This is a genomic window from Micromonospora andamanensis, from assembly GCF_016863495.1.
In the GTDB taxonomy this organism is placed as follows: Bacteria; Actinomycetota; Actinomycetes; order Mycobacteriales; family Micromonosporaceae; genus Micromonospora; species Micromonospora andamanensis.
The window spans coordinates 19,095-45,403 of the sequence record NZ_BOOZ01000010.1 but is presented as its reverse complement, the minus strand read 5'-3'; the positions used below and the strand labels follow the sequence as shown (position 1 = coordinate 45,403).

Genomic DNA, 26,309 nt, shown 5'->3' with positions numbered 1-26,309 from the left:
CGCCGCACCGGTGACGCTATCCGGTGGTTGGTCCGGCGCGGTGGCCGGGAACGTCTGCGGTGCCGCGTCGTCCGGGCCCGGCGCGTTCCGGACCGCCGCATCGGCGCCTCGTCCGGTACGCCGCGCCGGGTGGGGTCGCCCCGTTCCCTTCGGCGTGCCACGATCAGTACATGGGTCAGCTTCTGCTCCTGCTGGTCGTGGCGGTCACCGTCGCGGCGGTCGTGTTCGGCGTGACGGCGCTGGTTACCGGTCGGGATCCCGGCCTGGCCCCGGTCGAGGCGGACGGGCGGGCGGTGCCGCTGCCCGGCGATCGTCCGCTGCGCGAGTCGGACGTGAGCGAGGTGCGCTTCGACACCGCGCTGCGGGGGTACCGGATGACCCAGGTTGATCAGGCGATGCGCCGGGCGGCGTACGACATCGGCTACAAGGCCGAGCTGATCGGTGTGCTGGAGGCAGAGGTGACAGCGCTGCGGGACGGACGGACCGCCGACGCCGACGCGCTCCGCCGGGCCCGCGAGCAGGCGGCCAACCCGATCGAGGCCGGGGCCGCCCCCTGGGACTCTCCGGCGGCCGAAGGGGCGACGATCGAGCTTTCGGTGACCCCGGCGGTGGTCGAGGCCGGTGACCGGCCCGCCCCGGCTCCGGAGGCCACCGCCGCGTCGGCGGCGCAGCCGGAGGTTGCGCCGACCGCGCCGACCGATGACGCCTCGGCCGCCACCGCCGCTGACCCGGTCACCGATGTGGCGCCGAGCGACAGCGGGGCGCCGGGGTCCGGCACCCGTGGGCCGGCGGTCCGGTCGGAGTCGGCGTGAGCGGCCCGGACGATCTACGCGAGGCGGCCCAGCCCGGTGCTGGTGAGGTCACCGCCACGGTGATCGTCAACGCCCCGGCGGAGAAGGTCTTCGCCGCTCTGCTGGCCTGGGAGCGGCAGTCCGAGTGGATCCCGTTCACCACAGTCCGGGTGGTGGAGGGCGACGGTGGTGAGGGGAGCCTGGTCGAGGCGGTCACCGCCATCGGCCCGGCGGTGCTGCGGGACAAGATGCGGGTGGTCCGGGTGGACGCGCCGTACGAGATCGGCGTGGTGCACTGCGGCACGCTGCTGCGCGGCCCCGGGGTGCTTCGCTGCACCCCGCTGGAGAGCGGACGCAGTCAGGTGGTCTGGCACGAGTGGTTCCACCTGCCGGGCGGCCCGGCCGGCCGGGTGGCCTGGCCGGTGCTCTGGCCCGGCTCCAAGTTCAGCCTCACCCGGGCGCTGCGCCGCTTCGCCCGCCAGGTCGAGCGGGGCCGCCTGCCCTGACCGGCGCGCGGGGCGGCACCGGGTTGTCGGTCACCCCACTAGCCTTGACGCCGTGACTGAACTGGTGATCGGGGCCGACGGGCTGGCCCGGTGCGGGTGGGGAGCCAGCACCCCCGACTACGCGGTCTACCACGACACCGAGTGGGGCCGTCCGCTGCACGGTGACGACGCCCTCTACGAGCGGATGACGCTCGAGGCGTTCCAATCCGGGTTGTCCTGGCTGACCATCCTGCGCAAGCGAGAGGCTTTCCGGGCGGCCTTCGCCGGGTTCCGGATCGACGCGGTGGCCGGCTACGACGAGGCTGACGTGGCGAGGCTGCTCGCCGACGCCGGCATCGTCCGCAACCGGGCCAAGATCGAGGCTGCGATCGCGAACGCCCGCGCCGCGCAGCAACTCCCCGAAGGACTCTCGGCACTGCTCTGGTCCTTCGCCCCGCCCGCGGGTCGGGCCCGTCCGGGCTCCGGGGCCGCCGTGCCCGCGCTCACCGACGCGTCCACGGCCATGGCCAAGGCGCTCAAGAAGCGTGGCTTCCGGTTCGTCGGCCCGACCACGGCGTACGCGCTGATGCAGGCCACCGGGATGGTCGACGACCACCTTGCGGGCTGCCACGTCGTGACATCCAGGACGGGCGTGATGGGATGAGGGCATGACGACCGACACCGCACACCGGGTGAACGGGGCGAGCCAGGCGGACGGCACGGGCACCTGGGCCGTGCTCCTGCCCGCCGGACGGTACGACGCCGAGCGGCTCGTCCACCACGACACACTCGAACTGACCGGGCTGGACGAGAGCATCCTGCCCCGCCTCGGCGACCAGGTCGCGGTGCTTACCGACGAGCCGCCTCGGCTGGTGGCGGTGGGCCGGGTCGCCGGCCCGGCCGCCCGCCGTCCGGAGGATCCGGACGACCCGCAGTCCGACCGCGCGCCCGACGCGCTCGTCGTCGCGTACACCCGGCGGGCCTTCGACGAACCGGTGCCGGCGGACGAGCTGATTCTCGGCGGGCCGGTCACCGCGCTCGACGCGGCCACCTTCCGCGAGTTGGTCGACCGGCTCGGCCCGGCACCGCAGCGCCGCACCTGGCTGGTCAGCCTGGACCTGCCGATCGAGGCCGACTCGCCGGCGGAGGCGGTCCGGCTGTTCTGGGCGTACGTGCAGGAACTGGGCCCCCGGGAGCTGCCCGCCTTCGTCTCACCCTCCGGCGACGAACTGGCCATGCAGGCGTTCGTACTGGGCGCGGAGGCGAACCAGGACCCGGAAGAGGACGACTGACCGACCCCGGGTGGCCGGCGGGCTCCGGCCGGCCGGCAGGCAGGCGCCGGCGGCGGCTCAGCGGCCTTCGAAGACCGGCTGCTGCTTGTTGACGAAGGCCATCGTCGCCGCGCTGTGGTCCGCTGTCGCACCGCAGATCGCCTGCGCCTGCGCCTCGGCGGCCAGCGCGTCGGCGAGAGTGCCGGCGTCGGCGACGGAGAGCTGACGTTTGATCGCCCCGTAGGCGACTGTCGGTCCGGCGGCGAGTCGGGCGGCCAGTTCCTGCGCGGTGGGCAGTACCTGCTCGTCGTCGTCGGTCATCCGGTTGAGCAGCCCCAACCGGCAGGCCTCCTCGGCGCGTACCGGCTCGGCCAGCATCAGCAGCTCGACGGCCTTGGCGTGGCCGACGAGCCGGGGCAGCGTCCACGAGGCGCCGGTGTCGGCGGCCAGCCCGACCTTGGCGAACGCCATCAGGAAGCTTGTCGACGGGCCACCGATGCGGATGTCGGCCAGGAAGGCCAGGGAGGCACCCGCCCCGGCGGCCATGCCCCGGACCGCGGCCACCACCGGCTTCGGCAGGCTGGCCAGCCGGGCGGCGATCGGGTTGTAGTGCGCCCGCACCGTGTCCAGCTGCTTGCCGTCGCCCACCTGGAGGCTGCTGACGTGCTCGCGTAGATCCTGGCCGGCGCAGAACGACCCGCCGGCTCCGGCGAGCACCACCGCCCGGCAGCCACGGTCGGACTCCAGCTCGGCAAGGGTGTCCCGGAGCGCCTCCTTGAGCGCCACGTCGAGCGAGTTCATCGCCTTCGGGCGGTTCAGGGTGAGGGTGACGACCGCGTCGGTGCGGTCGACGAGCAGCGGCTCGGTCACGTCTGGCGACCCTTCTGTCGGGCTGTCCGGTGTCCACCGTCGAGGCACTGCTCGACGTACCGGTCGGCGGCCGGCCGGAGCCGGGCCGCATGGCGGTCGAAGAAACTGGCCGCGGCGATGCCGGGCCAACGTTCGGGCAGCAGCGCCGGTGGCAGCTGCGGGTCCCGGAAGAGGAACGTACGCCACGCGTGCACCAGCCGGAACCGGGCCGCGTACGCCTCCTCGTCGCCGCTGCGCGCCGTGACACCTGTCAGCAGCGTCCGCTGCTCGGCGACGAACTGCTCGTACGCCCGGCCGATCTCGGCCAGGTCCCAGGCTCGGCGGACCAGGCCCATCGCCCCCGGCGTGCCGGCGGTGTGCGCGGCGCTGAACCGCTCGAAGCGTACGCCCGCCTCGCTGAGCAGCAGGTCGACGTCCTCGGCCGGACGGGTGGCCACCCAGGTCTGCTCGTCGAGCGTGCCGTAGCCCAGGTACCGCAGGTTGGCGGCGAGTCGCTGGCGGTCCCGCCGTGCGCTCGGCGCGTCCAGCACCAGCAGGTCGAAGCGCCCGTCCCAGGTGACCCGGCCGGTGCGGTAGATCCGCGAGGCCGCCTCGTCCAGTCGGCGGGCCGCCTTCGGTGTGATCGAATATCCCGGTCCGGAGGTCAGTCTGGTCGGTTCGAGCCAGCCCTGGCGCACCATGCGGGAAACCGCCGTCCGTACGGCGGGTGGCGCGATCCCGAGCGGTGCCAGCAGCTTGACCAGCGCGGCAACGGGTGCGCGCCCACCCCGTGGCCGGAGGTGGTCGCCGTACAGGTCGAAGAGTGCCGACCGTGCCTGCATGACCGCACATTGTGACAGGCCATCTAAGGATAAGCTAGATGCTGTTACATCAATGCTGCTTCGGTTTGGGTCCGGCGGTGTTCATCAGGGAAAATCGTCGGTCGACACCCACGTGCAAGTTGCGGGTGGTCATGGCGAAGTGGCTGTGGGGCAACCCACCGACCCTGGTGTAGGTCTGAGGGGAGACAACATGGCGGCGATGAAGCCGCGGACGGGCGACGGTCCGCTGGAAGTCACCAAGGAGGGCCGGGGCATCGTCATGCGGGTCCCGCTGGAGGGCGGTGGCCGGCTCGTCGTCGAGATGACTCCCGACGAGGCGACTGCTCTCGGTGACGCGCTGAAGGCGGCTGCCGGCTGAGTGAGGCCGGTTCGTCGGCGACGCTCGCCACCGCGGACGGTTCGTCTGGTCCCTGGCTCTGAGCCACCGGTATCACCGGTGGCTCAGAGCCGTCACACCCGCGCGCGGCCGATCCACCGCGCGTCCGTCTCCAGGAGGTACGGATCCGCGTGCTCGCCATCCGTCTGACCGCCGAGCCGGAACGGCTCGACACCCTGGTCCTGCCCGTGCGGTCCGGTGCCGCCGAGGCCGCTGCGGCCGAGCCGGTCCCGACCGGAGTGACCCCACCCGAGGGGATCGCCGACGAGGTGGCCGCGCTGGTACCGGTGGCGCGGTTCAACGGCCGGGCCGGGGAGATGCACACCCAGCTACGGCCCGGAGGGACCCCCCGGAAGCTGCTGCTGCTCGGGATCGGTGCGGCGGATGAGGCGGCCTGGCGGGCGAGCGGCGCAGCGCTGGCCCGCGCGGCAAAAGATGAGACTCATATCACACTGGCGCTGCCGGCGGGTGCGCCGCCCGAGGCGGTGCGCGGTCTGGTCGAAGGTCTGCTGCTGGGGTCGTACCGGTTCCGGCTCGCTGCGGACGCCGACGGCCCCACGCTCACCGACGTCGACCTGGCGGTCACCGAGCCCGAGGCGTACGAGCAGGCCGTCACGGTGGCCCGGACCACCGCCCGGATGACCCGACTGGCCCGGGACCTGACGAACATGCCCTCCTCGGTGAAGAACCCGCAGTGGTTCGCCGAGCAGGTCGCCGAGGCCGTCACCGACCTGCCCGGGCTCACCTTGCGGGTCCGCGAGCCGGCGCAACTGACAGCCGAGGGCTTCGGCGGCATCCTCGCCGTCGGCGGGGGATCGGCAAGCGGCCCGCGCCTGGTCGAGCTGGACTGGCACCCCTCGGACGCCCGTACCCACGTGGTTCTGGTGGGCAAGGGCATCACCTTCGACACCGGCGGCATCTCGATCAAGCCCGTACCGGCGATGAAGCTGATGCGCAAGGACATGGCCGGCGCCGCCGCCGTCGTGGCGGCCACCCTCGGAGCCGCGGCGCTGCGGCTGCCGGTACGGGTGACCACGCTCGCGCCGCTGGCCGAGAACATGGTCAGCGGGGCCGCGTTCCGGCCCGGGGACATCGTCCGGCACTACGGCGGGCTGACCAGCGAGACGACGAACTCCGACGCGGAGGGCCGGCTGGTCCTCGCCGACGCGCTGGCGTACGCCGTGCAGGAACTCAAGCCCGACCTGCTTGTCGACCTGGCCACCCTGACCGGCGCGAACGCGGTGGCCCTGGGTACCCGCACCGGTGCCCTCTACAGCGACAACGACCAGCTCGCCGAGGACCTGCTCACGGCGATCAGGTCGGCCGGCGAGTCCGCCTGGCGGATGCCGCTGCCCAGCGACTACGTCGAGCACCTCGGCAGCGACCTGGCCGACCTGCACAGCGCGCCGACGCAGGGCGGCGGCTCCGTGCTGGCCGCTCTGTACCTGCGGGAGTTCACCGGCGAGCTGCGTGACCGCTGGCTGCACATCGACATGTCCGCCCCCTCCTGGTGCGAACGCGACGACGCTGAGCTGACCCGGGGCGCGACCGGTTGGGGCGTACGCGGGCTGCTGCGCTGGCTGGCCGCGCTGGACTGACCCGTCCCGGGCCGGATCGCGGGTGGGTCGGCTCAGCAGCGCACCGCGGCCAGCAGCCCGTGACCGACCGGCAGCAGCGCCGGGATCCAGTGCTCCGACTCGCGGATGGCCTTCACCGTCTCGCGTACCGTCACCGTCTCCGGGTCGCGGGCGGCCGGGTCACCGATCCGCCCGCCGGCCAGCGCACCGTTGAGCACCAGCACCCCGCCCGGCCGCAGCAGCCGCAGCGCGGCGTCCACGCAGGCGGTGAAGCCTGTCACCTCGGCGTCGACGAAGACCAGGTCGTACGCGCCGTCGGCGAGCCTGGGCAGCACGTCCAGCGCCCGGCCGGTGATGATCCGGGTGCGGCCGGAGATGAAACCGGCTTCGGCGAAGATGCGCCTGGCGATCCGCTGATGCTCCACCTCGACGTCGATGGTGGTGAGTACCCCGTCGACCCGCATACCGCGCAGCAGCCACACACCGCTGACCCCGGTGCCGGTGCCGATCTCGACCACCGCACGGGCGTTGCCGGCGGCGGCGAGCAGGCGCAACGCGGCTCCCGCGCCAGGTGTGACAGCGGCTAGACCGACCTCGTGGGCGAGGCTGCGCGCGGTCCGCAGGACGAGGTCCTCGGTGACGTACGACTCGGCGAACTGCAGGGCCGGGTTCGTCGAACTGCCGGAACCGGCGACCGTGGCGATGAGGCACCTCCGGGCGACGAGCATGATGCGCAGGGCGGTTGGGCACTGTGACTCTAAAGGCGGCCCGCCCCGAGCGCAGCGGGGCATCCACCCGCAGTGACAACCGCTGACCCCGCGCGGCGCATCCGTGCAATCCTGGAAGCGGTGTCCGTCGGCCGCGCCTGGCGCGGACGCGTGGACACCGGGGACGGGAGTGGGAGGCACCGAGTGACCGACGGCTGGGACTGGCGCCAGCCCGGCGTGGGCGGAGCACCGGCCGGGCAGCCGGCGGCCGGGCATCCGCCAGCCGGTGTGCCGGCGACACCACAGGACGGCGGCCACGCCGCGTCGCCGTGGTGGTCCGACGCGCTCGCCGACCCATGGCGGGATCCGTACGCACCGACGGCTGTGGTGCTGCCGGCGGCACCGGTGGCCGGTAGCGAGCCGGAACCTGTCACCGACCCGGACGCGGCCGGCCGGCCGAGGCTCCACCAGCTCCTGGTCATTCCGCTTGTGACAGCCCTGCTCGCCGGTGCGCTCGGCGGTGCGCTCGGCTACGCGTTCGCGATCCGTGGTGGTGCCGGTGGGGCGGTCCTCGGCGCGGTCCCCGGTACGGTGCCCACGCTCGCCCAGCGTCCGCCGGAGTCGCTGGCCGGCGTCGCCGAACGGGTCCTGCCCAGCGTGGTCACCGTGCGGGTCGCCGGCCTGGGTGGCACCAGCGAAGGCTCGGGCTTCATCGCCAGTGCCGACGGGCATGTGATCACGAACGACCACGTGGTGGCCGGCGGTACCGGCAAGGCGTCGGTGATCTTCAACGACGGCAGCTCGGCCGCCGCGACGGTGGTGGGACAGGACGCGGAGTCCGACATAGCCGTGATCAAGGTCTCCCGCACCGGGCTGCGTCCGGTCGAGTTCGGCGACTCGGACACGCTGGCCGTGGGCGACCCGGTGCTGGCGATCGGCTCACCGCTGTCGCTGGCGAACACGGTGACCGCGGGCATCGTCAGCGCCCTGGACCGGACGATGCACGCCGGCGAACCGGGTGGCCCGACGCGCTACTACGCCGCGATCCAGACCGACGCTGCGGTCAACCACGGCAACTCGGGCGGTCCGCTCGTCGATTCGGCCGGGCGGGTCATCGGCGTCAACTCGACGATCAAGTCCCTGGTCGCCGAGGGGCAGGAGGCCGGCAACATCGGCCTCGCCTTCGCCATCCCGATCAACCAGGCGAAACGGATCACGCAGGACATCATCGGCACCGGGAAGGCCCGCCGCACGGTGATCGGTGCCCAGGTCGGCGGGCCCGGTTCGGGCACCAACGGCACCGGGGTACGCCTCGCGACTGTCGAGCCGTCCGGCCCGGCCGCCGGTGCGGGACTGCGCGCCGGTGACGTGATCCTGAAGCTCAACGGCCGTCCGATGACCGAGCCGACCGACCTGATCGCCCTGGTCCGCAAGTACGCGCCCGGATCGGTGGTGACCGTGGAGTACCGCCGGGGTTCCAGCCGGCAGAACGCCTCGGTCACCCTGGCCGCGGACGCGAAGTGACCTCTCACCCTCTTCTGGCAGCGGCACCTACGTGCGTACTCTGGCTGCGGTAGTCAGGGGAAGGGGGACCGAGGGTGTTCGAGAACCTGAACGTGTGGGAGGTCGGCGCGCTGCTGCTGCTCGCGCTGCTGATCTTCGGCGACCGGCTGCCGGTGGTGATCAGCGACGGACTGCGAATGGTGCGCAACCTGCGCACCATGGCCCGCAGCGCCACCACCGACCTGAGCAAGGAGTTGGGCACCGACATCCAGTTGGAGGACCTGCACCCCAAGGCGTTCATCCGCAAGCACCTGCTCAGCGAGGAGGACGAGCAGGCGATCCGGAAGCCGCTCCAGGGTGTCTACGACGGCCTCCGGGCGGACGTCACAGGCGTGCACGACGAGCTCAAGGACGTCGCGAACGCGGCGGACCCGCGCCGGCCCGGCCCGGCCCCGGCGAGCGCCGCCCCGGCTCCCCGCGCGGTCAGCTACGACGACGTCACCTGACGCCCACCACCCCGGTCGAGCAACCGACCGGCCGGTTCAGCGATCGGCCGGCTTGAGGCCCAGCGGCTTGCCGAGCAGTGACTCGCGGCGTAGCGCGAGCCGGTCGGCCACCTGGCCCAGCGCCTTCGCCGCCGGGGAGTCCGGCTCGGCGAGCACGATCGGGTTGCCCTCGTCGCCCGCCTCCCGGACCCGGGTGTCCAGCGGCACCTGGCCCAGCAGCGGCACCTGCGCGCCGATGGTCTGGGTCAGCGAATCCGCCACCGTCTGACCACCGCCGGCTCCGAAGATCTCCATCCGGGAGCCGTCGGGCAGTTCCAGCCAGGACATGTTCTCGATCACGCCGACCACCCGCTGGTGGGTCTGCAGGGCGATCGCGCCGGCCCGCTCGGCCACCTCGGCGGCGGCGGCCTGGGGGGTGGTGACCACCAGGATCTCGGCGTTCGGCAGCAGCTGGGCCAGGGAGATCGCCACGTCGCCGGTGCCCGGGGGCAGGTCGAGCAGGAGCACGTCGAGATCGCCCCAGTAGACGTCGGCGAGGAACTGCTGCAAGGCGCGGTGCAGCATCGGCCCCCGCCAGACCACTGCGGCGTTGCCGGCGGTGAACATCCCGATCGAGATGACCTTCACCCCGTGCGACTGCGGCGGCATGATCATGTCTTCGACCCGGGTGGGCAGGCCGTCCGCGCCGAGCATGCGCGGCACCGAGTGCCCGTAGATGTCCGCGTCCACCACGCCTACGGCGAGACCTCGGGCGGCCAGCGCGGCGGCCAGGTTGACAGTCACGCTGGACTTGCCGACGCCGCCCTTGCCGCTGGCCACCGCGTAGACCCGGGTGCGGGAGCCGGGCTGGGCGAACGGGATGACCGGCTCCTCGGTCGCGCCGCCGCCGCGCAGCTTCGCCTGAAGCTCCTTGCGCTGGTCGGTGCTCATCACCCCGAAGTCGATCTCGACGCGGCTGACTCCGCTCACCGCGCCGACGGCGGCGGTGATGTCGCTGCGCAGCTTGTCCTTCAGCGGGCAACCGGCCACGGTCAGCAGCAACTCGACCCGGACCACACCGTCCTCGCCGACCTCGGCGGAGCGCACCATGCCGAGTTCGGTGATCGGCCGGCGGATCTCCGGGTCGTTGACGGTGGCCAGGGCGGCCATGACGGCGTCGTTGACGGTGCTGACGGGAGCTGACATGCCCGCAATGCTACGTCGGCAGGGTGCCGCCGCCGGTGGCGGTCGCAACGATGTGAGCGGGTCGATCAGCTCTCCGGGCGGCGGGAGGTCGCCCGGTCGTGACGACCGTCACCCGGCGGATCGCCGTCCACCTCGTCGCGGGGCTCGTCCAACCCGTCGCCACCGGTCCGGGCGGCCGGGTCGTCCCGGTGCCGGCGTTCCAGCCGCTGACGCCGCTGCGCCGCCTCGTCCAACTCCTCGGCCAGCCGGGTCAGCTCGGACCGGACGAAGTCCCGGGTGGCCACCTCGCCCAGCGCGATCCGCAGCGCGGCGATCTCCCGGGCCAGGTACTCCGTGTCGGCCTTCTGCATGGTCGCCCGACGCCGATCCTCCTCCATCCCCACCCGGTCGCGGTCGGCCTGGCGGTTCTGTGCCAGCAGGATCAGCGGCGCCGCGTACGACGCCTGGATGGAGAGCACCAGGGTGAGGAAGGTGAAGGTGTACGGGTCGAAACGCATCCCCGCCGGGGCGAGGGTGTTCCAGAGGAACCACGCGCTGATCACAAGCGTCATGTAGACGATGAAGTTCGCGGTACCCATGCCCCGGGCGATGCCCTCGGCCCAGCGTCCGAACGTCTCCTGGTCCACCCGGGGCAGCTTGAAGCCCCGGGGCTCCCGTGGCAGGTCCAGCCGTTCCGCGCGCCGTTGCTCAGTCATGGTCACCGCCCGTCGCCGAGTCCGCGACGGCTGACGCCGTCGCCCCGTTCTGGGGGCCGCTCACCGCGTCCCGGTCCCGCCAGTCCCGGGGCAGTGAGTGATCCAGCACGTCGTCGACGGTGACGGCGCCCACCAGCCGGTTGTTCCGGTCGATCACCGGCATGGCGACCAGATCGTAGGTGGCCATCCGGCGGGTGATCTCCGGAAGTGGCGTGGTCGGGCGCAACGGGTCGATGTCGTTGACCACCACGCCACCGAGCAGGTCGGCCGGGGGCTCGCGGAGCAGCCGCTGGAAGTGCACCATGCCCAGGTAGCGCCCGGTGGGGGTGGCCATCGGTGCCCGGGCCACGAACACCTGCGCGGCCACCGCCGGGGAGAGCTGGGGCTCCCGGATCCGGGCCAGCGCCTCGGCCACCGTCGCGTCCGGAGGCAGGATGACCGGTTCGGAGGTCATCACACTGCCCGCCGTGCCGGGCGTGTACTTCAGCAACTGTCGTACCGAATCGGCCTCGTCCGGCTCCATCAGGTCGAGCAGCACGTCCTGCTCCGGCGGCGGCAGCTCGCCCAACAGGTCGGCGGCGTCGTCCGGCTCCATCTCCTCCAGGATGTCGGCGGCCCGCTCGCGGTCCAGCGCGGCGAGAATCTCCACCTGGTCGTGCTCGGGCAGCTCGCTGAGCACGTCGGCGAGCAGATGGTCGTCCAGGGCCGCCGCGACCTCGTTGCGTCGGGCGTCGGGCAGATCCTGGAGCGCGTTGGCCAGGTCGGCCGGGCGCATGTCCTCGAGTACGGCAAGCAGGTTGGCGGTGCCCCGGGTCTCCGCCACCCCGCTGAGCCCGCGTACCTGATTCCACTCGACCTGGTGCAGATGGCCCCGGCGGGCCAACCGACCTGTCTGTTCGCGGACCGCCACCCGGGTCAGCGACCACTCGCCGCCGCGACTGCACTCCATCGCCACGTCGACCACCGACGCGGCCCGACCTTCCGGGGCGACCTGCACCCGGCGGTCCAGCAGCTCCTGGAGGACGAGCAACTCGTTCGGGCGCTTCTCGAACCGGCGCAGGTTCAGCGTGCCGCTGCCCAGCACGATGGCGTCGGCGTCGATCGAGGTGATCCGGTTGATGGAGAGGAAGATCCGTCGGCGCATCGGCATCTCGGCGACCAGCCCCACCACCTCGGGCGGTCGCTGGCTCGCGCGCAGCCGGGCCACCGCGTCGCGTACCCGGCCCACCTGGTCGCCGTTGGGATCGAAGACGGCGACTCCGGCGAGGCGGGCGATGTAGACCCGGGTCGGCGTGCTCACGGGCACCAGCCTAGGGGGTATGTCGACGCCCCGGCCCACCATGGTTCAGGACCGGCACGGCCGGGCAGTGACCCCGACAAACGCCCCGAGGGCCTAGTGTCTATCAACATGTCGACCTTGGCTTACGAGATCGTGGACGTCTTCACCGACCGTCCGTACGCCGGGAACCCACTCGCTGTGGTCTTCGGCGCCGAACGGCTGGCGACCGACCAGATGCAGGCTCTGGCGCGGGAGTTCAACCTCTCGGAGACGGTCTTCGTGCTGCCCGCGACCCAGGCCGGGGCCACCTACCGGGCCCGGATCTTCACGCCTGTCGACGAGTTGCCGTTCGCCGGTCACCCCAGCGTCGGCGCAGCGGTCACCGCCGCCCGCCGGGGCGTGTTCCCGGTGGGGCAGGTCACCCAGGAGTGCGGTGCCGGGGTGCTGCCGATCGAGGTCAGTGCCGGTGCCGCGACCCTCACCGGTGGCAGTCCCACCCTCGGACCCGAACTGGAACCGGAGCCGCTGCTGGAGATGGTCGGGCTCGCCGCTGAGGACCATCTCGGTCCGGCACCGCGGGTCGCCGGCTGCGGCCTGGAGTTTCCGTTCCTGCCGGTACGCCCCGACGCCCTGGCCCGGGCCCAGGTGAACCCGGTGACGGCCGGGCGGTACGGCATTGAGCATGTCAGCGTCTTCTCCTGGGACGCCGTCAGCCAAACCGCGCAGGCCCGGGTCTTCGTCCCCGGTCTCGGCGTACCCGAGGACCCGGCGACCGGGTCGGCCGCGCTCGGCCTCGGGGTGTGGCTGGTCGCCAGCGGCCTGTTGCCCGGCGAGGGACGATCGTCGTACACCGTCCGGCAGGGCGTCGAGATGGGCCGCCCGTCCTCGCTGGCCTGCACCGTGACCGCAGCCGGTGGCGTGGCGGTGGGCACGAGCGTCGCCGGTCAGGTGATGCCTGTGGCGCGCGGGGAGATCCTCGTCCCGCCGTTCGTCGGCTGACAACCGACGCGGACCGGCCCGGATACGAGAGGATGCCGCGGTGACCGACGAGCACGAGAACCACCCCCTGGTCGACGAGGCGATGAAGAAGGCCTCGGTGGCCTGGGTCGCGGTGGCCGACGGTCCGCCGCTGGCCCTGTGGTGCGTACCCCTGGAGGCGGCGCTCTTCGTGGTCGTCGGCCCCGGCGAGCAGGCCGCCCCGGGGTTGGCCGAAGCCGACCAGGCCCAGGTGACGCTGCGCGGCGACCACGGAGGCCGGATCGTCACCTGGCCGGCGCGGGTCAGCCGGGTGGCACCCGGCACCGAGCAGTGGGACACCCTCGCCCCGTTGGTGGGCGCCAAACGGTTGAACGCGCCCGGGCCGACCGCTGAACTCGTCGCCCGCTGGGCCGCCGACGGATGTGCCCTGATGCGGCTCGCCCCGGCCGGCCAGCCCGCGCACGGAGCCGAACTGCCGGCCGGCTCGCTTGCCGAACCGCCCCGGCCGACGCCGGCCGTGCGGGTCACCCGCCGGCCGTTCCGGTTGCACCGCGTCCGACGCCGCTGACCCGTCCCACCGGGGCCGGGTGGACCGTCGACGGCGGGCCTGATCGGCGACGCGCGAGGCCCATCTGTGGCGCGGGCGTCCGACGCCGCCCGGTTACGACGGGGTGCCGACCGGGGCGACCGCCTCGACCAGGTCGACCACCTCGGTGAGGGACCTCAGCGTCCGCCCGGCCCAGTCGACGTCGAGGTTGAACACCAGGTGATCGGCCAGGTCGGGCGAGGCCAGCCGAGCGGCGCTCAGGCCGGCACGCTGCGCGCCGGTCAGCTCCTGGCTACCGCCGTCGCCCACGTAGAGGCAGTCTCGTGGCGGCAGACCCAGCCGCGCGCAGGCGGCCAGATAGAGGGTGGCGTCCGGCTTGCATCGCCCGACCTGGACGGAGAACACCCGGACGTCGAGCAGCGGAGCGATCGCCAGTTCCGGCAGGAACGCCGGCAACTCGTGGGTGCAGTCACTTATCACGCCGGTCCGTACGCCCTGTCGCCGTAACGCCCGCAGGGTCGGCAAGGCCTCGTCCCGCAGCCGGGTGTCCGCGCGTACCGCCCGGTGCCGAGCGGCGGCGGCAGCCCGTAACGCCTCCGCCGGAGGGTGTACGCCGGCCTGCTCGCACACCCAGCGCAGGGTCGCCTCGACGCTGCCGAACCGTCCGCTGGCGCGTTCGTAGAAGCTGCGGTCGAGCACCTCCAGGAAGGTGTCCGGCGGACAGCCGAGCAGCTCGGCGGTGCTGAGGTGACCTTTGCCACGCTGGACCGGACGGGTCAACGTGCCGAAGAAGTCGAACAGCACCGCTCGGAACCTGGTCATGGGTACTGACTCCGGGCGGATGAGAGGAGCCCCGACGGGGACGCGCATGATCGTAACCGACCGTTGACGGAATGTGGTCACCGCAGGACATGTGAAGATTGCATCTCGTGGTCCCCGAACCCCATCGTCCGCCGCTTGACCTGATGACCGGCGCGGCCCTGGCCGTGGCCGTCCTCGCCGTCTCGTCATCCGCGCCGCTCATCGCCTTCGCCGCCGCGCCCGCCCTGGCTGTCGCGTTCTGGCGCAACGTGCTGGCGGTCGCCGTGCTGAGTCCGTTCGCGCTGGTCCGCCGGCGGTCCGAGTTCCGTGCCCTGACCACAGGCGTCGGTCGCCGCGAGGGCATGTACTGCGTCCTGTCCGGGGTGGCGCTGGCGGCGCACTTCGCCACCTGGATGCCGAGCGCCAAGCTCACCTCGGTGGCCGCCGCAACCGCGCTGGTGGCCACCCAGCCGGTCTGGCAGGGGCTGATCGCCCGGGCCCAGGGCCGCCGACTGCCGGCGGGTGTCTGGGCGGGCATCGGGGTGGCGGTGGCCGGGGCGGTGCTGGCGACCGGAGCCGACTTCACGGTCTCCGGTCAGGCCTTCACCGGGGACCTGCTGGCACTTGCCGGTGGTCTGTTCGCGGCTGTGTACACCGCGTTGGGGGAGCGCGCCCGGGTCACCGTCAGCAACGCCACCTACACCACCATCTGCTACGGCGTGTGCGGGCTGATCCTGCTGGTGATCTGCCTGGTCGGCGGGGTGCCGCTGAGCGGCTTCGACACCGGTACCTGGCTGGCCGTGCTCGCCCTGGTCGGCGGCGCGCAGTTGCTCGGCCACTCGATGTTCAGCTACGCCCTGCGGCGGGTCTCCGCCACCACGGTCAGCGTGCTGATCCTGCTGGAGGCACCCGGTGCGGCGCTCATCGGCTGGGCGTGGCTGGGCCAGCTGCCCGACCTGGTGACCCTGCCCGGCCTGTCGTTGCTGCTTGTCGGCGTCGCGGTGGTGGTGCTCTCCAGCGCCCGCACGGCCCGGCGTACGGCACGGGTCAGCACGGCGGTGCCGGCGGACGCGGCACCGGTCCGCGACTGACACCGGCCCCTCGCCGGTCAGACCTCGTGCACCTCGAGCACCCGGGTCTGCGGGGCGGCGTCGCCGAGCCCCGCGCGTAGCGCCACCCGCTCCGGGTCGGCCAGGAACGCCTCGTAACCGGCCCGGGTGTCGAACCTGATGACGTGCACCTCGGCACACCCGTCCCCGGTACGCAGCCGCCGTTCCAGCCGGCCGCCGTGGCGTGGCAGCAGGGCGAGCACCGTGTCCTCGTACCGTTGCCCGGCCTCGACCGCGTCGTCGGGCAACTCCACGAGCGCGACCAGGCGCACCGCGGCGGCCGGGTCGGTGACCAGCGACTTCCAGAAGTGGTGGTCGACGTGACCGCCCGGGATGCCCTCCCGCCGGCCGGTGTCGAGGTAGCCGTGCCGGCGGTAGAAGCCCGGGGCCTGGAACGAGAACGAGGCGACCGAGATCTCGGTGCAGCCGCGCTGGCGGGCCTCCTGCTCGGCCGCCGCCAGCAACCGGCCGCCCCAGCCTTCGCCGCGACGGTCCGCGCGTACCCAGACCATGTTGATCCCGGCGCAGGTGCCCCAGCTCCACCCGGTCAACCCGGCCACCAGCTCACCGTCCGCGTCGGTGACCCGGACAGCCAGTTCCGCCTCGTCGGCGACGCCGGTGGCCTGGTTGTTGAAAGCGGTCAGCTCGGCGTCCAACCGGGCGGCCAGGTCCTCGTCCTTGCCGAGCACCCGCAGGCTGGTGCCTTCCGTGACGGTCATGGCGCGGAGTATCGCAATGTTTCCCGACCACGGCGACCCGGTTGTCCCACCCGACGGACGGTCAGCCCGGTACGCCGACAGCGGCGGCGCTCGCCGCCCAGAGTCGTTCCGCGAGTCGCGGATCGGCTGCCTTCGGCCACGGTCGGCGGGGCCGGCAGTCGAAGTAGTAGCCGCCGGCGCGCAACCGGGACCGGTCCTGGTTGGCGAGCCACACGAGCGTCTGCGCCCCCTTGACCGGGCTGCGGAAGGGCAGCAGACGCATGCCGAGGGCGACCAACCGGCTGTCGTTGCCGAAGCGGGTCCGCACCACCCCGGGATGGAAGCAGTACGACTCGACCTGCGGCCACCGTCGGGCCGCCTCGGCGGTGAAGAGGATGTTCGCCTGCTTGCTGGTGCCGTACGCGGACAGCGGCCGGTAACGGCGCAGCGGCGCGTTGAGATCGTCCGGATCGAGTCGGCCGCTGCGGTGCGCGCCGGAGGCGGTCACCACCATCCGACGCACCCGGTCGGCCAGCAGGTTGGCCAGCAGGAACGGTGCCAGGTGGTTGGCCTGGATGGACAGCTCGAACCCGTCGACGGTGGTGACCGGCTGGAGCACTATCGCACCGGCGTTGCTGGCCAACACGTCGATCCGGTCGTACGCGGCACGCAGACGTCCGGCCATCTGCCGGACGTCGTCGAGGACGGCGAAGTCGGCGCGGAACACCTCGGGCCGCTCCCCGGAGGCCTCGCGTACCTCGGCGGCTGCGGCGCGCAGTCGGGCCGGATCCCGGCCGACCAGGACGACCTGGTCGCCCCGGCAGGCCAGGTTCGTGGCAGCGGCCAACCCGATGCCGGAACTGGCGCCGGTGATCACGACCAGTCGACGGTCAGTGACATCTTCCACAGGTCCATTCACCGCGGTCACGGGACGAGGTTACCGTGGCGTCACAAGCACCTTTGGGATCGTTAAGTCAGGGGTGGCGGCCCCCGGCCGTACCCCGGAAGGAGCGCCGTCGATGGCCGTTGTTGGGCGTTCCCGCCGGTCCTGCCTGGCCGTACCTGGATCGAGCGTCAAGATGCTCGGCAAGGCCCAGGGACTCCCGGCCGACCAGGTCTTCCTCGACCTGGAGGACGCGGTCGCCCCGCTGGCCAAGCCGGACGCCCGCAAGAACATCGTGGCCGCGCTCAACGAGGGCGACTGGGCCGGCAAGACCCGGGTGGTCCGGGTCAACGATCTCACCACCCCGTGGACCTACCGGGACGTCATCGACGTGGTGGAGGGCGCGGGGGCCAACCTCGACTGCGTGATGCTGCCGAAGGTCCAGAACGCCGCGCAGGTGCAGTGGCTGGACATCACCCTCACCCAGTTGGAGAAGACCCTCGGCCTGGAGGTGGGCCGGATCGGCATCGAGGCGCAGATCGAGAACGCCGCCGGCCTGGTGAACGTCGACGCCATCGCCGCCGCGTCGCCCCGCGTCGAGACGATCATCTTCGGCCCGGCCGACTTCATGGCGTCGATCAACATGAAGTCACTTGTGGTCGGCGCGCTCATCCCCGACTACCCGGGCGACCCGTACCACTACATCCTGATGCGGATCCTGATGGCCGCCCGGATGCACGACAAGCAGGCCATCGACGGCCCGTTCCTGCAGATCCGGGACACCGACGCGTTCCGCGAGGTGGCGAAGCGGTCGGCGGCGCTCGGCTTCGACGGGAAGTGGGTTCTGCATCCCGGGCAGATCGACGCCGCGAACGAGGTCTATTCGCCGGCCCAGGCCGACTACGACCACGCCGAGTTGATCCTCGACGCGTACCAGCACTACACCTCGGAGGCGGGTGGCCGACTGGGCGCGGTCATGCTCGGCGACGAGATGATCGACGAGGCGTCCCGCAAGATGGCTCTCGTGATCGCCGCCAAGGGCCGGGCGGCCGGCATGACGCGTACCTCGACGTTCACCCCGCCGGCCGAGTAGCCGTACCACTCGTCACCCGCCCGCCCCGACCGAGGTCGGGGCGGGCGGCACAGGTCAGGTGGTGGAGGACGAGTTCGCGATGGCGAAGGCGATCGCGACGGCGTAACCGATGATCACCAGCGCGAGCAGGCCGGTGAGAATCCAGCCGACGATGATGGCGGCCTTGGCCATCCCCTCGCCGCTCTCGCCGGTCTCCCGGATCTGGCGCATCGCCACGTGTCCCATGATGGCGCCGATCGGGGCGGTGATGCAGGATCCCACCCCGATCAGGGAGAGGACCAGGGCGACGATCGCCATCGAGTTCGTCTTCTGTTGCGGATAGCCGTACCCGGGCGGGGGATACCCGTAGCCGGGCGGAGCCTGCGGGTAACCGGGCGGCTGGGCCGGCGGGTAGCCAGCGGGCGGGTAGCCGGCGGGCGGGTAGGGCGCGGCGGCCGGGTCCGACTTCATGCCGGCGTACGAGTCGGCAACCGGCTGGTACGGGTCGTAGCCGGACGGCTGCGGTGGAATCGGTGGCTGGGGGTGGACCGGCAGGGTCGGATCAGCGGGCGGGCCGGACGGCTGGCCTGTCGATGCGGGCTCGGGCCAGCCGCCCGCCTGCGGGGGTTGCGTCATCGGGCTTCTCTTCCGTCGCGATGTTGTGGCGCAGTCAGGGTAGTCACCGCCGCGTACCCCGCGACGCGCCCGGCATCGGGCGCGCGTTGCCCGACAGCGGCGGTAAGGGCAGGATCTCGGCATGGGGATTGACGCGCGCGCGGCGGACCGTTCCGGCAACAGACCGAGACGGGACGTCAGCCGGCCGGGCATGGGCCGCCGCCCACGCTCGGCTGTGACACCTGAGCCCGGTGACCAGGACGCACCGGCGCCACTGCCGGAGCCGGTGACGATGCGGTTGGACGGCAAGGTGGCGCTGGTGACGGGGGCGGGCAGCCCGGACGGCATCGGGTACGCCACCGCCCGCCGGCTGTCCGACCTCGGCGCCCGGGTGGCGATCGTGTCGACGACGCGGCGCATCCACGAGCGGGCCGGTGAACTCGGGGTGACAGGTTTCGTCGCCGACCTCACCGACGAGTCGGAGGTGGGCGCGCTGGCCGATGCCGTCACCGAGCAGCTCGGCGATGTCGAGGTGCTTGTCAACAACGCCGGACTGGCCAGTCGGGCCAGCCCGGAGGTGCTGCGCCCGGTCGCACAGCTCAGCTACGACGAGTGGCGTGGCGAGATCGACAGGAACCTGACCACCGCGTTCCTGTGCAGCCGGGCCTTCATCGGCGGCATGGCCGAGCGGGGTTGGGGACGGATCGTCAACCTTTCCGCCACCGCGGGGCCGGTCAACGCGCTGCCCACCGAGGCGGCGTACGCGGCGGCCAAGGCTGGCGTGGTGGGCCTGACCAGGGCGCTGGCCATGGAGATGATCGCCGACGGGGTGACTGTCAACGCGGTGGCCCCGGGCACCATCTACACCGCGGCGTCGACAATGGCGGAGATCAAACAGGGCCTTGGTACGCCGGTCGGGCGTCCCGGCACGCCGGACGAGGTCGCCGCGGCGATCACCTTCCTCTGCTCGCCGGCCGCGTCGTACATCACCGGGCAGATGCTCGTGGTCGACGGCGGCAACAGCGTCCGGGAGGCCCAGTTCCGCTGAGTGCGGCCTCCGGGACCCTCGGTCCCGGCTCTAGGTGCTGGTGCCGTCGGAGCCGGCCCAGATCGCCAGTGCCAGCCAGCCGCAGCAGGCCAGCAGGAACAGGCCAGTGAAGACGTAACTGAGGATCAGGCCCCAGGTGGCGAGCTGGTCACCGTCCTCGCCGCTGGTGCGCAGCTGCCGCTTGGCCAGGTGGCCCAGGGCGATGCCGGCGGGAGCGAAGACGAAGGCGAAGACCAGCGACAGGATGGCGAGCACGTTCGTGCCGCCGCCGCCGCCGCTCTGGCCGGCTGGCGGTCCGTACTGTCCGTAGGGCACCTGCGGGGCGTACGGCGGTTGCTGGCCCCACTGCTGGCCGTGGGGCGGTTGACCCGGATGCTCGTACGACGGCTGCCCGTACGCCGGCTGTTCGCCCTGCTGTCCGTACGGCTGGCCGTACTGTGGCTGCTGCCCGCCCGGCGGCGGCTCGTAGGGCGACGGCGGCTGGTCCGGCTCCGGTGGTTGGCCCACGTTCTCCTCCTCCGTACCGCCTCACGGTCCCCCGCAGGGCGTCCGCCCTGGTGGGAAGGCCCTCATTGCGGGACGCTACCCGCAGCGGTGAACCTTTTCACAGCGGTTGTGTGGACTGGTCACCTTGGCCGCCGAGGCCCGCGCGACCGATACTGATCGAGCGTTTAGTTACCAGTGAGTAAGGCGCCGATTCCCCGGAGGCTGAGATGGCTCGACTCGCCCAGACGCCCGGTCTGACCGACGAGCAGCGGTCGATCCTGGAGACCGTCCGGGAGTTCGCGGACAAGGAGATCATCCCGCACGCGCAGCGCCTGGAGCACGCCGACGAGTACCCGACCGACATCCTCGACGGGATGAAGGAGATGGGCCTGTTCGGGCTCACCATCGCCGAGGAGTACGGCGGTCTCGGCGAGTCTCTGCTCACCTACGCACTTGTGGTGGAGGAACTCTCCAGGGGCTGGATGTCGATCTCCGGCATCGTCAACACGCACTTCATCGTGGCCTACCTCATCTCCCAGCACGGCTCCGCCGAGCAGCGGGCCCGACTGCTGCCGAGAATGGCCACCGGCGAGGTGCGCGGCGCGTTCTCCATGTCGGAACCGGAGTGCGGCTCCGACGTCTCAGCGATCAAGTCGAAGGCGGTCCGCGACGGCGACCGCTTCGTCATCAACGGCCAGAAGATGTGGCTGACCAACGGCGCGTACTCGTCGGTGGTGGCCACCCTGGTCCGGACCGAGACCGGCGCCGACTCGGTCTACGGCAACATGAGCACCTTCCTGCTGGAGAAGGAACCCGGCTTCGGTGAGACCGCACCGGGCCTGACCATCCCCGGCAAGATCGAGAAGATGGGTTACAAGGGCGTCGAGACCACCGAAATGGTTCTCGACGGCGTCACAGTCCCCGACAGCACCGTCCTCGGCGGCGCCGACCAGGTGGGCCGGGGCTTCTACCAGATGATGGACGGCATCGAGGTCGGCCGGGTCAACGTCGCCGCCCGGGCCTGCGGCATCTCCATCCGGGCCTTCGAGCTGGCCGTCGGGTACGCCCAGCAGCGCCGGACCTTTGGCCAGCCGCTCGCGAAGCACCAGGCCATCGCCTTCAAGCTGGCCGAGATGGGTACGAAGATCGAGGCGGCGCATGCCCTGATGGTCAACGCGGCCCGGCTCAAGGACGCCGGCCAGCGCAACGACGTCGAGGCCGGGATGGCGAAGCTGCTCGCCTCGGAGTACTGCGCCGAGGTCGTCCAGGAGGCGTTCCGCATCCACGGCGGCTACGGCTACTCCAAGGAGTACGAGATCGAGCGGCTGATGCGGGAGGCCCCGTTCCTGCTCATCGGCGAGGGCACCTCGGAGATCCAAAAGACGATCATCTCCCGGGGTCTGCTCCGCGAGTACAAGCTCTGAGCGGTACGGAAAGGACGCCTCGTGGGGTCAGGGTTCCCGCCTGACGTGGGTCACGCCGAGGGGGCCTGCGCCGCGCGCATCAGCCGGAGCTGACCGATCTCGGCCACGTTCTTCATCAGCTCGGCGTTGACCCAGCCCACCAGGTGCCGGACGGTGTGCCCGCTCTCGGCCGGCCACGGAAACGTGGCAGCGGCCTCAAGATCGCCGTCGGTGAGGTCGTCGAGCACCGCCAGCCACCGGGTACGCAGGTCCCGCAGCCACGACACGGTCTCCGCGCCCGGTCCGGGCCAGTCGACGTCCTCCCGCGCCGGCACCGGGCGTCCGCTCAGGTGATCGGCAGCCGAGGTCCACCACCAGCCGAGGTGCCAGCTCAGCCAGCCGATCGTGGGCACCGGGACCGGATCGGGTTCAGCGTCCGCCCAGTCCGGTTTCCACAGGCCCTCGGAATCGCGGCGCATGGTCCACAGATGCTCGGCCGGCTGCCACCCGAAATCCGCCGGCTCCAACCGTTCGAGGTGGTACTCGAACAGCGACCAGGTGAGGTCGAACTGCCACCGGAGGAGGCTCTGGCACGACGTGGGCATCCGCACAGGATGCCGCTGATCGCCGCCCGGGTCGACTGGTATTCAGCTCCGCCGGGTCAGCCCGGCGGCGGCCCGCTCCACGATCAGGCAGCGGTCCTCCACGTAGTCGATGCCGGCCTCCTCGGCGATCCGCCGGGCCTGCGGCGAGACGATGCCGAGCTGCAACCACACCGCCGGGGCGCCGATCGCCACCGCCTGCCGCACCACATCGACGGCGTCGTCGGCCGGCCGGAAGACGTCGACCAGATCGACCGGGTGCGGGATGTCGGCCAGGGACCGGTACACCGGCTCGCCGAAGAGTTCGTCGGCGGACGGGTTGACCGGGATGATGCGCCAGCCGTGCCGCTGCATCTCCAGCGGCACGCGGTGGGCAGCCTTGACCGGATCGCGGGACGCGCCCACGACGGCGATCACGCCGGCGTCGGCGAGGATCTGCTTGGCGGAACGCATCCGACGACTGTAGCCGCGTCGCTGTCAGGCTGCCCCCGATCGACAGTTCGGGAACCTCACCGGCGACTGCGTCGCGCTCAGCCCGCCCCGTTCAGAGCAGGCTCAGCTGCTCCGACGCTGGTGCTGGCTGCGGCGCGTCACGGTGCTCGCCGGCCCCGGACCGGATCAACCCGTGACGGCGGGCGGCAATGCGGACCCGGGCGGTCAGCTCCCGCTGGTAGAACTGCGGCGCGTACGCGCCGGCCCGGAACAGCTCCCGGTAACGCGGAACCAGCCGGGGGTGCTCCCGCCCGAGCCACCGCGCGTACCACTCGCGGGCACCGGGGCGCAGGTGCAGCGCAAGCGGCGTCACGCTGGCGGCGCCCGCGGCGGCGATCGCCGCCACGGTGGCCTCGATGGACTCGTCCGAGTCGGAGAGGCCGGGCAGGATCGGTGCCATCAGTACGCCCACCTCGAAGCCGGCGTCGGCGAACCGGCGTACCGCGTCGAGCCGCCGGTGCGGGCTCGGCGTGCCGGACTCGACCGAGCGCCACAGTTGCTCGTCGAGGAAGCCGACCGAGAAGGAGACGTTCACCGGGGCGGCCTCGGCCGCCTGCCGCAGTAGCGGCAGGTCACGCTGGATCAGCGTGCCCTTGGTCAGGATCGAGAACGGGTTGGCGAAGTCGCGCAGCGCCTCGATGATCGGCGGCATGAGCCGGTAACGCCCCTCGGCCCGCTGGTAGCAGTCGACGTTTGTGCCCATCGCCACGTGCGCGCCGCGCCAGCGCGGCGCGGCCAGCTCACGACGCAGCAGCTCACCCGCGTTGACCTTGACGACCACCCGGCTGTCGAAGTCCGCCCCCGCGTCGAAGTCAAGGTAGGTGTGGGTGTTCCGGGCGTAGCAGTACGAACAGGCATGACTGCATCCCCGGTACGGGTTGATCGTCCACTCGAATGGGACGCGGGAGGTGCCCGGGACCTTGTTGAGGATCGACTTGGCGTGTATCTCGTAGAAGGTCATGCCGGCGAAGTCGGGGGTGTCGAAGGTGCGGACGACCGCCTCGGGCAGCGCCAGCGGCAGGGGTGGCGTCGCTGGCGCTGCCCGTCCGGGATCTCCCTCGACCGGGGGAGCGGTCAGGTTCTCCCAGCGCATGGCCAGTATTCGAACACATGTCCTAGTGGCGTGCAAGTGACTCGCCGGACACCCGCGTGTGGGTCGGGCGGCGTAGGGGGAGGATGAAGGCATGTCGACCTTCGTCTACGACGGTGACTGCGCCTTCTGCACAAGCTGCGCGGAGTTCATCGAGCGCCGGATCCCGACCGGTGCCCGGGTGGTGCCGTGGCAGTTCGCCGAGCTCGACCGGCTCGGCCTGACCGAGGCGGAGTGCGAGGAGGCGGTGCAGTGGGTCGGCTCCGACGGCAGCCGGGCCGCAGGCCCGGACGCCATCGCCGCGCTGCTCGCCAGCAGCGGCCGTGGGTGGCGGATCGCCGGAGCCGGGCTACGGATTCCGCCGGTACGCGCCGCCGCCTGGCCCGCGTACCGCTGGGTGGCCCGCAACCGGCACCGGATGCCGGGCGGTACGGCTGCCTGCTCGCTGCCCCAGGAGACCCGGGACCGCCTCTACGGCCCCTCCGCCGGCTGACACTCGCCGACCACATCCGTTTCCGGCCGCCCGGTGGCCGGGACAGCGGCCGGCTTCCCGGTCGGCGGGGCAGGAGTGACGCCCGGTGGGTCGGCGCCGAGTTGCGTGGCGACAACCGGGGGATGCGGGTCGAGGCCAGGTCGGTCGGACGGTGACCTGCGGGCGAGCAGCCGTCGGAGCGCGATCACCGGGCGGACCTTCTCCAGCGGCAGGAAGCTGGTCATGGCGACCAGGTGTGGTGCGAACGAGATGGTGATGGTCGCGATCGTCACCAGGTGGAACGAGTAGAAGAAGCCGACGGTGGCGAGCCGCCAGCGCTCGGGCAGCACGAAGACCAGCGGACTCAGCAGCTCGAAGGCGAGGATGCCGAACTGGGCGACGAGCAGCAGATGGGGTACCTGCGCGATCAGGTCGGCCAGGTCGGTGCCGCGTCGGATGATCGCTTTTGCGAGCACCGACCCGGTCGCCCAGTCCAGGCCGCCGAAGCGGAACTTCGCCCAGGCAGCCAGGAAGTAGGTGCAGATCACCGAGATCTGGGTGACCCGCAGCGCCCAGCCGCCGGCCTCCGACCTGGTCAGGTCACCGTGCCGGGCCCGGCCCGCAGTGGGCAGCACGGCCAGCGCGACGAGCAGGGCGAACCGGTCGTGGTCCACCTTGCCGTAGCTCATCGCGATGATCATCCACTCCAGGTAGAGCGCGAAGACCGTCCAGCCGAGCAGTCGGGGAGCGCGTCCGGTCGCGGCGAGCAGGGCCAGCAGCAGCAGGGCCCAGAAGATCACGCTCACCAGCGTCGCGGTGGGGGTGGGCAGCGGCAGTACGCGCCCGACGAAGAGCGGTTGGTACAGGTTGCCGGGCACGTCGACGCGGTCGCGTACCCAGGGGGTGAAGAAGACCAGGTCGGCGGCGACGAAGAGGTAGACGAGCGTGCGGAACGCGGCGACGCGACCGCGCGGCACCGCCTCGGTGAGCCAGCGGGTCACCGGGTGACCTGCCAGCTGACGACTGTCTCGTCGATCCAGCGGCCGGTGGGCCGACGGTCGGTGATGTCGTGCCACCGGATCACGATCCGCACCTCGGCCAGCTCCGGTGCGTCGGGATGGCGTCGGCCGTACGCCTCGGCGACCTCGCGCAACCGGCTGGGGTCGTCGACGTACCGGCTCTGCTGACCTTCGATCTCGGCCCGGCGGATGCCTGTCGCCCGCTCGCCCAGGTCGACGAGGTTACCGCTGAGGTCGACCCCTTCCACCCGGGTGTCTGGGGCGTCCGCGTCGGCGGGATCGGAGGTGGAGTACATCCGGAAGGGGCCGAACGGGAAGTGGTCGTCCGCGCCCCAGGTGGTGCCGGCGAGCAGGACGGCGAAGCCGAGTGCCGTCACCACCACCCGGACGGTGCGGCCACGGCTCGTCAACACATCCATCGCGTGCCGAAGATACGGCACCTTTGCTCGTCGGAGTGGCCCGAGCGGCGGGCCGTGTCCCAGCTGTGACAGGTAGGTGTCGCGGCAGGAGCGCGGACGTTGATGGCCGGGCCCGCAGCGGGCCCGGCCATCGTGTCCTGGTGAGGTCAGTGCTTGTGCTCGGCGAGCTTCTTGCGTACGTCGTCCATGTCGAGCGCCTGGACCTGCTCGATAAGGTTCTCCAGGGCCGACTCCGGCAGCGCGCCCGGCTGGGCGAAGACGATCACGCCGTCGCGGATCGCCATGATGGTGGGGATGGACCGGATGTCGAACTTGGCAGCGAGCGCCTGCTGCGCCTCCGTGTCCACCTTGCCGAAGGTGATGTCCGCATGCTTGTCGGACGATCGCTCGTAGACCGGAGCGAACCGCTTGCAGGGACCGCACCAGTCGGCCCAGAAGTCGACCAGGACGATGCCGTCGCCCTCGGTCACCTGGTCGAAGTTCGCCGTGGTCAGCTCGACGGTTGCCAT

The 26,309-nt window shown here is 71.9% G+C and carries 32 protein-coding genes; 15 read left to right on the top strand and 17 right to left on the bottom strand.

What is annotated here, in order from left to right:
• Nucleotides 1–170 precede the first annotated feature (170 nt).
• Genes Van01_RS32965 through Van01_RS11175 form a run of 4 tightly spaced genes read left to right on the top strand, consistent with a single transcriptional unit; the run spans nt 171 to nt 2,568 of the window.
• Nucleotides 171–812 carry a DivIVA domain-containing protein gene (locus Van01_RS32965; protein WP_239098996.1) on the top strand — a complete coding sequence of 214 codons (642 nt, stop codon included), beginning with the start codon at nt 171–173 and terminating at the stop codon, nt 810–812.
• Complete coding sequence (locus Van01_RS11185) at nt 809–1,297, top strand: SRPBCC family protein (RefSeq protein WP_204005430.1); 489 nt, start codon at nt 809–811, stop codon at nt 1,295–1,297. Before Van01_RS32965 ends, Van01_RS11185 begins: the two co-directional genes overlap by 4 nt.
• Nucleotides 1,298–1,349: 52 nt before the next feature.
• Nucleotides 1,350–1,940 (top strand): DNA-3-methyladenine glycosylase I, encoded by a 591-nt coding sequence (locus Van01_RS11180; protein WP_204005428.1) that lies wholly within the window; start codon nt 1,350–1,352, stop codon nt 1,938–1,940.
• 4 nt (nt 1,941–1,944) lie between these two features.
• Nucleotides 1,945–2,568 (top strand): hypothetical protein, encoded by a 624-nt coding sequence (locus Van01_RS11175; RefSeq protein ID WP_204005426.1) that lies wholly within the window; start codon nt 1,945–1,947, stop codon nt 2,566–2,568.
• Nucleotides 2,569–2,625: 57 nt separating this feature from the next.
• Here Van01_RS11175 and Van01_RS11170 read toward each other — a convergent pair whose 3' ends face one another.
• Together Van01_RS11170 and Van01_RS11165 are read right to left on the bottom strand one after the other, a co-directional pair.
• Entirely contained in the window at nt 2,626–3,417 is a 792-nt protein-coding gene (locus tag Van01_RS11170) for an enoyl-CoA hydratase-related protein (protein ID WP_204005424.1), read from the bottom strand.
• Complete coding sequence (locus Van01_RS11165) at nt 3,414–4,238, bottom strand: PaaX family transcriptional regulator (RefSeq protein WP_204005422.1); 825 nt, start codon at nt 4,236–4,238, stop codon at nt 3,414–3,416. The genes Van01_RS11170 and Van01_RS11165 overlap by 4 nt, the downstream gene beginning before the upstream one ends.
• A 190-nt stretch (nt 4,239–4,428) precedes the next feature.
• Here Van01_RS11165 and Van01_RS11160 point away from each other — a divergent pair, with 190 nt between their 5' ends.
• Nucleotides 4,429–4,596 (top strand): DUF3117 domain-containing protein, encoded by a 168-nt coding sequence (locus Van01_RS11160; protein WP_013283866.1) that lies wholly within the window; start codon nt 4,429–4,431, stop codon nt 4,594–4,596.
• Nucleotides 4,597–4,745: 149 nt separating this feature from the next.
• Complete coding sequence (locus tag Van01_RS11155; RefSeq protein ID WP_204005420.1) at nt 4,746–6,212, top strand: leucyl aminopeptidase family protein; 1,467 nt, start codon at nt 4,746–4,748, stop codon at nt 6,210–6,212.
• Nucleotides 6,213–6,244: 32 nt separating this feature from the next.
• On the opposite strand, the gene Van01_RS11150 is transcribed toward Van01_RS11155, so the two are convergent.
• Nucleotides 6,245–6,919 (bottom strand): O-methyltransferase, encoded by a 675-nt coding sequence (locus Van01_RS11150; RefSeq protein ID WP_239098995.1) that lies wholly within the window; start codon nt 6,917–6,919, stop codon nt 6,245–6,247.
• Nucleotides 6,920–7,102: 183 nt separating this feature from the next.
• Here Van01_RS11150 and Van01_RS11145 point away from each other — a divergent pair, with 183 nt between their 5' ends.
• Nucleotides 7,103–8,422 carry a S1C family serine protease gene (locus Van01_RS11145; protein WP_204005418.1) on the top strand — a complete coding sequence of 440 codons (1,320 nt, stop codon included), beginning with the start codon at nt 7,103–7,105 and terminating at the stop codon, nt 8,420–8,422.
• A gap of 74 nt (nt 8,423–8,496) precedes the next feature.
• On the top strand, nt 8,497–8,907 hold the full coding sequence (locus tag Van01_RS11140; protein ID WP_204005416.1) for a twin-arginine translocase TatA/TatE family subunit: 411 nt from the start codon (nt 8,497–8,499) through the stop codon (nt 8,905–8,907).
• Nucleotides 8,908–8,943: 36 nt separating this feature from the next.
• Here the strand turns inward: Van01_RS11140 and Van01_RS11135 are convergent, their stop codons facing one another.
• From Van01_RS11135 to Van01_RS11125, 3 genes are all read right to left on the bottom strand, one after another.
• Nucleotides 8,944–10,092, bottom strand: a complete 1,149-nt coding sequence (locus Van01_RS11135) for an Mrp/NBP35 family ATP-binding protein (RefSeq protein WP_204005414.1) — start codon at nt 10,090–10,092, stop codon at nt 8,944–8,946.
• A 65-nt stretch (nt 10,093–10,157) separates the two neighbouring features.
• Nucleotides 10,158–10,787: a DUF1003 domain-containing protein gene (locus Van01_RS11130; RefSeq protein ID WP_204005412.1), complete on the bottom strand. Its 630-nt coding sequence runs from the start codon at nt 10,785–10,787 to the stop codon at nt 10,158–10,160.
• On the bottom strand, nt 10,780–12,087 hold the full coding sequence (locus tag Van01_RS11125; RefSeq protein ID WP_239098994.1) for a magnesium transporter MgtE N-terminal domain-containing protein: 1,308 nt from the start codon (nt 12,085–12,087) through the stop codon (nt 10,780–10,782). The genes Van01_RS11130 and Van01_RS11125 overlap by 8 nt, the downstream gene beginning before the upstream one ends.
• 108 nt (nt 12,088–12,195) lie before the next feature.
• On the opposite strand from Van01_RS11125, the gene Van01_RS11120 reads away from it, so the two are divergent.
• Together Van01_RS11120 and Van01_RS11115 are read left to right on the top strand one after the other, a co-directional pair.
• Nucleotides 12,196–13,065, top strand: coding sequence for a PhzF family phenazine biosynthesis protein (locus tag Van01_RS11120; protein WP_204005410.1), 870 nt, complete (start codon nt 12,196–12,198; stop codon nt 13,063–13,065).
• An 82-nt stretch (nt 13,066–13,147) separates the two neighbouring features.
• The gene (locus tag Van01_RS11115) at nt 13,148–13,612 is read left to right on the top strand and encodes a hypothetical protein (protein WP_204005468.1); all 465 of its coding nucleotides are present in this window, start codon (nt 13,148–13,150) and stop codon (nt 13,610–13,612) included.
• A gap of 93 nt (nt 13,613–13,705) precedes the next feature.
• Here the strand turns inward: Van01_RS11115 and Van01_RS11110 are convergent, their stop codons facing one another.
• Nucleotides 13,706–14,413 carry an HAD family hydrolase gene (locus Van01_RS11110; protein ID WP_204005408.1) on the bottom strand — a complete coding sequence of 236 codons (708 nt, stop codon included), beginning with the start codon at nt 14,411–14,413 and terminating at the stop codon, nt 13,706–13,708.
• A gap of 143 nt (nt 14,414–14,556) precedes the next feature.
• Between Van01_RS11110 and Van01_RS11105 the strand changes: the two genes are divergently transcribed.
• Nucleotides 14,557–15,483: a DMT family transporter gene (locus Van01_RS11105; RefSeq protein WP_204005466.1), complete on the top strand. Its 927-nt coding sequence runs from the start codon at nt 14,557–14,559 to the stop codon at nt 15,481–15,483.
• Between the two features lie 17 nt (nt 15,484–15,500).
• Here Van01_RS11105 and Van01_RS11100 read toward each other — a convergent pair whose 3' ends face one another.
• Both Van01_RS11100 and Van01_RS11095 read right to left on the bottom strand, forming a co-directional pair.
• Nucleotides 15,501–16,220: a GNAT family N-acetyltransferase gene (locus Van01_RS11100; protein ID WP_204005406.1), complete on the bottom strand. Its 720-nt coding sequence runs from the start codon at nt 16,218–16,220 to the stop codon at nt 15,501–15,503.
• A gap of 61 nt (nt 16,221–16,281) precedes the next feature.
• On the bottom strand, nt 16,282–17,106 hold the full coding sequence (locus tag Van01_RS11095; protein ID WP_204005464.1) for an SDR family NAD(P)-dependent oxidoreductase: 825 nt from the start codon (nt 17,104–17,106) through the stop codon (nt 16,282–16,284).
• A gap of 112 nt (nt 17,107–17,218) precedes the next feature.
• On the opposite strand from Van01_RS11095, the gene Van01_RS11090 reads away from it, so the two are divergent.
• The gene (locus Van01_RS11090; RefSeq protein ID WP_204005404.1) at nt 17,219–18,175 is read left to right on the top strand and encodes an HpcH/HpaI aldolase/citrate lyase family protein; all 957 of its coding nucleotides are present in this window, start codon (nt 17,219–17,221) and stop codon (nt 18,173–18,175) included.
• A gap of 54 nt (nt 18,176–18,229) precedes the next feature.
• Here the strand turns inward: Van01_RS11090 and Van01_RS11085 are convergent, their stop codons facing one another.
• Entirely contained in the window at nt 18,230–18,790 is a 561-nt protein-coding gene (locus Van01_RS11085; RefSeq protein WP_204005402.1) for a DUF4190 domain-containing protein, read from the bottom strand.
• A 190-nt stretch (nt 18,791–18,980) separates the two neighbouring features.
• On the opposite strand from Van01_RS11085, the gene Van01_RS11080 reads away from it, so the two are divergent.
• Nucleotides 18,981–19,817, top strand: coding sequence for an SDR family NAD(P)-dependent oxidoreductase (locus tag Van01_RS11080; protein ID WP_204005462.1), 837 nt, complete (start codon nt 18,981–18,983; stop codon nt 19,815–19,817).
• Nucleotides 19,818–19,847: 30 nt separating this feature from the next.
• Here the strand turns inward: Van01_RS11080 and Van01_RS11075 are convergent, their stop codons facing one another.
• Nucleotides 19,848–20,324 (bottom strand): DUF4190 domain-containing protein, encoded by a 477-nt coding sequence (locus Van01_RS11075; RefSeq protein WP_204005400.1) that lies wholly within the window; start codon nt 20,322–20,324, stop codon nt 19,848–19,850.
• A 206-nt stretch (nt 20,325–20,530) separates the two neighbouring features.
• On the opposite strand from Van01_RS11075, the gene Van01_RS11070 reads away from it, so the two are divergent.
• The gene (locus tag Van01_RS11070) at nt 20,531–21,727 is read left to right on the top strand and encodes an acyl-CoA dehydrogenase family protein (protein ID WP_204005398.1); all 1,197 of its coding nucleotides are present in this window, start codon (nt 20,531–20,533) and stop codon (nt 21,725–21,727) included.
• Nucleotides 21,728–21,777: 50 nt separating this feature from the next.
• Here Van01_RS11070 and Van01_RS11065 read toward each other — a convergent pair whose 3' ends face one another.
• The 3 genes from Van01_RS11065 to Van01_RS11055 form a co-directional block, all read right to left on the bottom strand.
• Complete coding sequence (locus Van01_RS11065; RefSeq protein ID WP_204005396.1) at nt 21,778–22,311, bottom strand: DinB family protein; 534 nt, start codon at nt 22,309–22,311, stop codon at nt 21,778–21,780.
• Between the two features lie 42 nt (nt 22,312–22,353).
• Complete coding sequence (locus Van01_RS11060) at nt 22,354–22,761, bottom strand: CoA-binding protein (RefSeq protein WP_204005394.1); 408 nt, start codon at nt 22,759–22,761, stop codon at nt 22,354–22,356.
• Between the two features lie 91 nt (nt 22,762–22,852).
• Nucleotides 22,853–23,893, bottom strand: a complete 1,041-nt coding sequence (locus Van01_RS11055) for an Rv2578c family radical SAM protein (RefSeq protein ID WP_204005392.1) — start codon at nt 23,891–23,893, stop codon at nt 22,853–22,855.
• Nucleotides 23,894–23,984: 91 nt separating this feature from the next.
• Here Van01_RS11055 and Van01_RS11050 point away from each other — a divergent pair, with 91 nt between their 5' ends.
• Entirely contained in the window at nt 23,985–24,383 is a 399-nt protein-coding gene (locus Van01_RS11050; protein ID WP_204005390.1) for a thiol-disulfide oxidoreductase DCC family protein, read from the top strand.
• Here Van01_RS11050 and Van01_RS11045 read toward each other — a convergent pair.
• The 3 genes from Van01_RS11045 to trxA form a co-directional block, all read right to left on the bottom strand.
• A complete protein-coding gene (locus tag Van01_RS11045) occupies nt 24,362–25,363 on the bottom strand; it encodes an HTTM domain-containing protein (protein WP_204005387.1) in 1,002 nt (333 codons plus the stop codon). The genes Van01_RS11050 and Van01_RS11045 overlap by 22 nt on opposite strands.
• On the bottom strand, nt 25,360–25,800 hold the full coding sequence (locus Van01_RS11040; protein ID WP_204005379.1) for a hypothetical protein: 441 nt from the start codon (nt 25,798–25,800) through the stop codon (nt 25,360–25,362). Before Van01_RS11040 ends, Van01_RS11045 begins: the two co-directional genes overlap by 4 nt.
• A 146-nt stretch (nt 25,801–25,946) precedes the next feature.
• A complete protein-coding gene (gene trxA / locus Van01_RS11035) occupies nt 25,947–26,309 on the bottom strand; it encodes a thioredoxin (protein ID WP_204005377.1) in 363 nt (120 codons plus the stop codon).

Excerpts from the sequence above, each read along its gene's own strand:
- Van01_RS32965 (WP_239098996.1), top strand. The coding sequence starts at position 171 with ATGGGTCAGCTTCTGCTCCTGCTGGTCGTGGCGGTCACCGTCGCGGCG.
- Van01_RS11175 (WP_204005426.1), top strand. The coding sequence starts at position 1,945 with ATGACGACCGACACCGCACACCGGGTGAACGGGGCGAGCCAGGCGGAC.
- Van01_RS11165 (WP_204005422.1), bottom strand. The coding sequence starts at position 4,238 with ATGCAGGCACGGTCGGCACTCTTCGACCTGTACGGCGACCACCTCCGG.
- Van01_RS11160 (WP_013283866.1), top strand. The coding sequence starts at position 4,429 with ATGGCGGCGATGAAGCCGCGGACGGGCGACGGTCCGCTGGAAGTCACC.
- Van01_RS11150 (WP_239098995.1), bottom strand. The coding sequence starts at position 6,919 with ATGCTCGTCGCCCGGAGGTGCCTCATCGCCACGGTCGCCGGTTCCGGC.
- Van01_RS11135 (WP_204005414.1), bottom strand. The coding sequence starts at position 10,092 with ATGTCAGCTCCCGTCAGCACCGTCAACGACGCCGTCATGGCCGCCCTG.
- Van01_RS11130 (WP_204005412.1), bottom strand. The coding sequence starts at position 10,787 with ATGACTGAGCAACGGCGCGCGGAACGGCTGGACCTGCCACGGGAGCCC.
- Van01_RS11120 (WP_204005410.1), top strand. The coding sequence starts at position 12,196 with ATGTCGACCTTGGCTTACGAGATCGTGGACGTCTTCACCGACCGTCCG.
- Van01_RS11115 (WP_204005468.1), top strand. The coding sequence starts at position 13,148 with ATGAAGAAGGCCTCGGTGGCCTGGGTCGCGGTGGCCGACGGTCCGCCG.
- Van01_RS11110 (WP_204005408.1), bottom strand. The coding sequence starts at position 14,413 with ATGACCAGGTTCCGAGCGGTGCTGTTCGACTTCTTCGGCACGTTGACC.
- Van01_RS11105 (WP_204005466.1), top strand. The coding sequence starts at position 14,557 with ATGACCGGCGCGGCCCTGGCCGTGGCCGTCCTCGCCGTCTCGTCATCC.
- Van01_RS11100 (WP_204005406.1), bottom strand. The coding sequence starts at position 16,220 with ATGACCGTCACGGAAGGCACCAGCCTGCGGGTGCTCGGCAAGGACGAG.
- Van01_RS11090 (WP_204005404.1), top strand. The coding sequence starts at position 17,219 with ATGGCCGTTGTTGGGCGTTCCCGCCGGTCCTGCCTGGCCGTACCTGGA.
- Van01_RS11085 (WP_204005402.1), bottom strand. The coding sequence starts at position 18,790 with ATGACGCAACCCCCGCAGGCGGGCGGCTGGCCCGAGCCCGCATCGACA.
- Van01_RS11080 (WP_204005462.1), top strand. The coding sequence starts at position 18,981 with ATGGGCCGCCGCCCACGCTCGGCTGTGACACCTGAGCCCGGTGACCAG.
- Van01_RS11070 (WP_204005398.1), top strand. The coding sequence starts at position 20,531 with ATGGCTCGACTCGCCCAGACGCCCGGTCTGACCGACGAGCAGCGGTCG.
- Van01_RS11065 (WP_204005396.1), bottom strand. The coding sequence starts at position 22,311 with ATGCCCACGTCGTGCCAGAGCCTCCTCCGGTGGCAGTTCGACCTCACC.
- Van01_RS11060 (WP_204005394.1), bottom strand. The coding sequence starts at position 22,761 with ATGCGTTCCGCCAAGCAGATCCTCGCCGACGCCGGCGTGATCGCCGTC.
- Van01_RS11055 (WP_204005392.1), bottom strand. The coding sequence starts at position 23,893 with ATGCGCTGGGAGAACCTGACCGCTCCCCCGGTCGAGGGAGATCCCGGA.
- Van01_RS11050 (WP_204005390.1), top strand. The coding sequence starts at position 23,985 with ATGTCGACCTTCGTCTACGACGGTGACTGCGCCTTCTGCACAAGCTGC.
- Van01_RS11040 (WP_204005379.1), bottom strand. The coding sequence starts at position 25,800 with ATGGATGTGTTGACGAGCCGTGGCCGCACCGTCCGGGTGGTGGTGACG.
- trxA (WP_204005377.1), bottom strand. The coding sequence starts at position 26,309 with ATGGCAACCGTCGAGCTGACCACGGCGAACTTCGACCAGGTGACCGAG.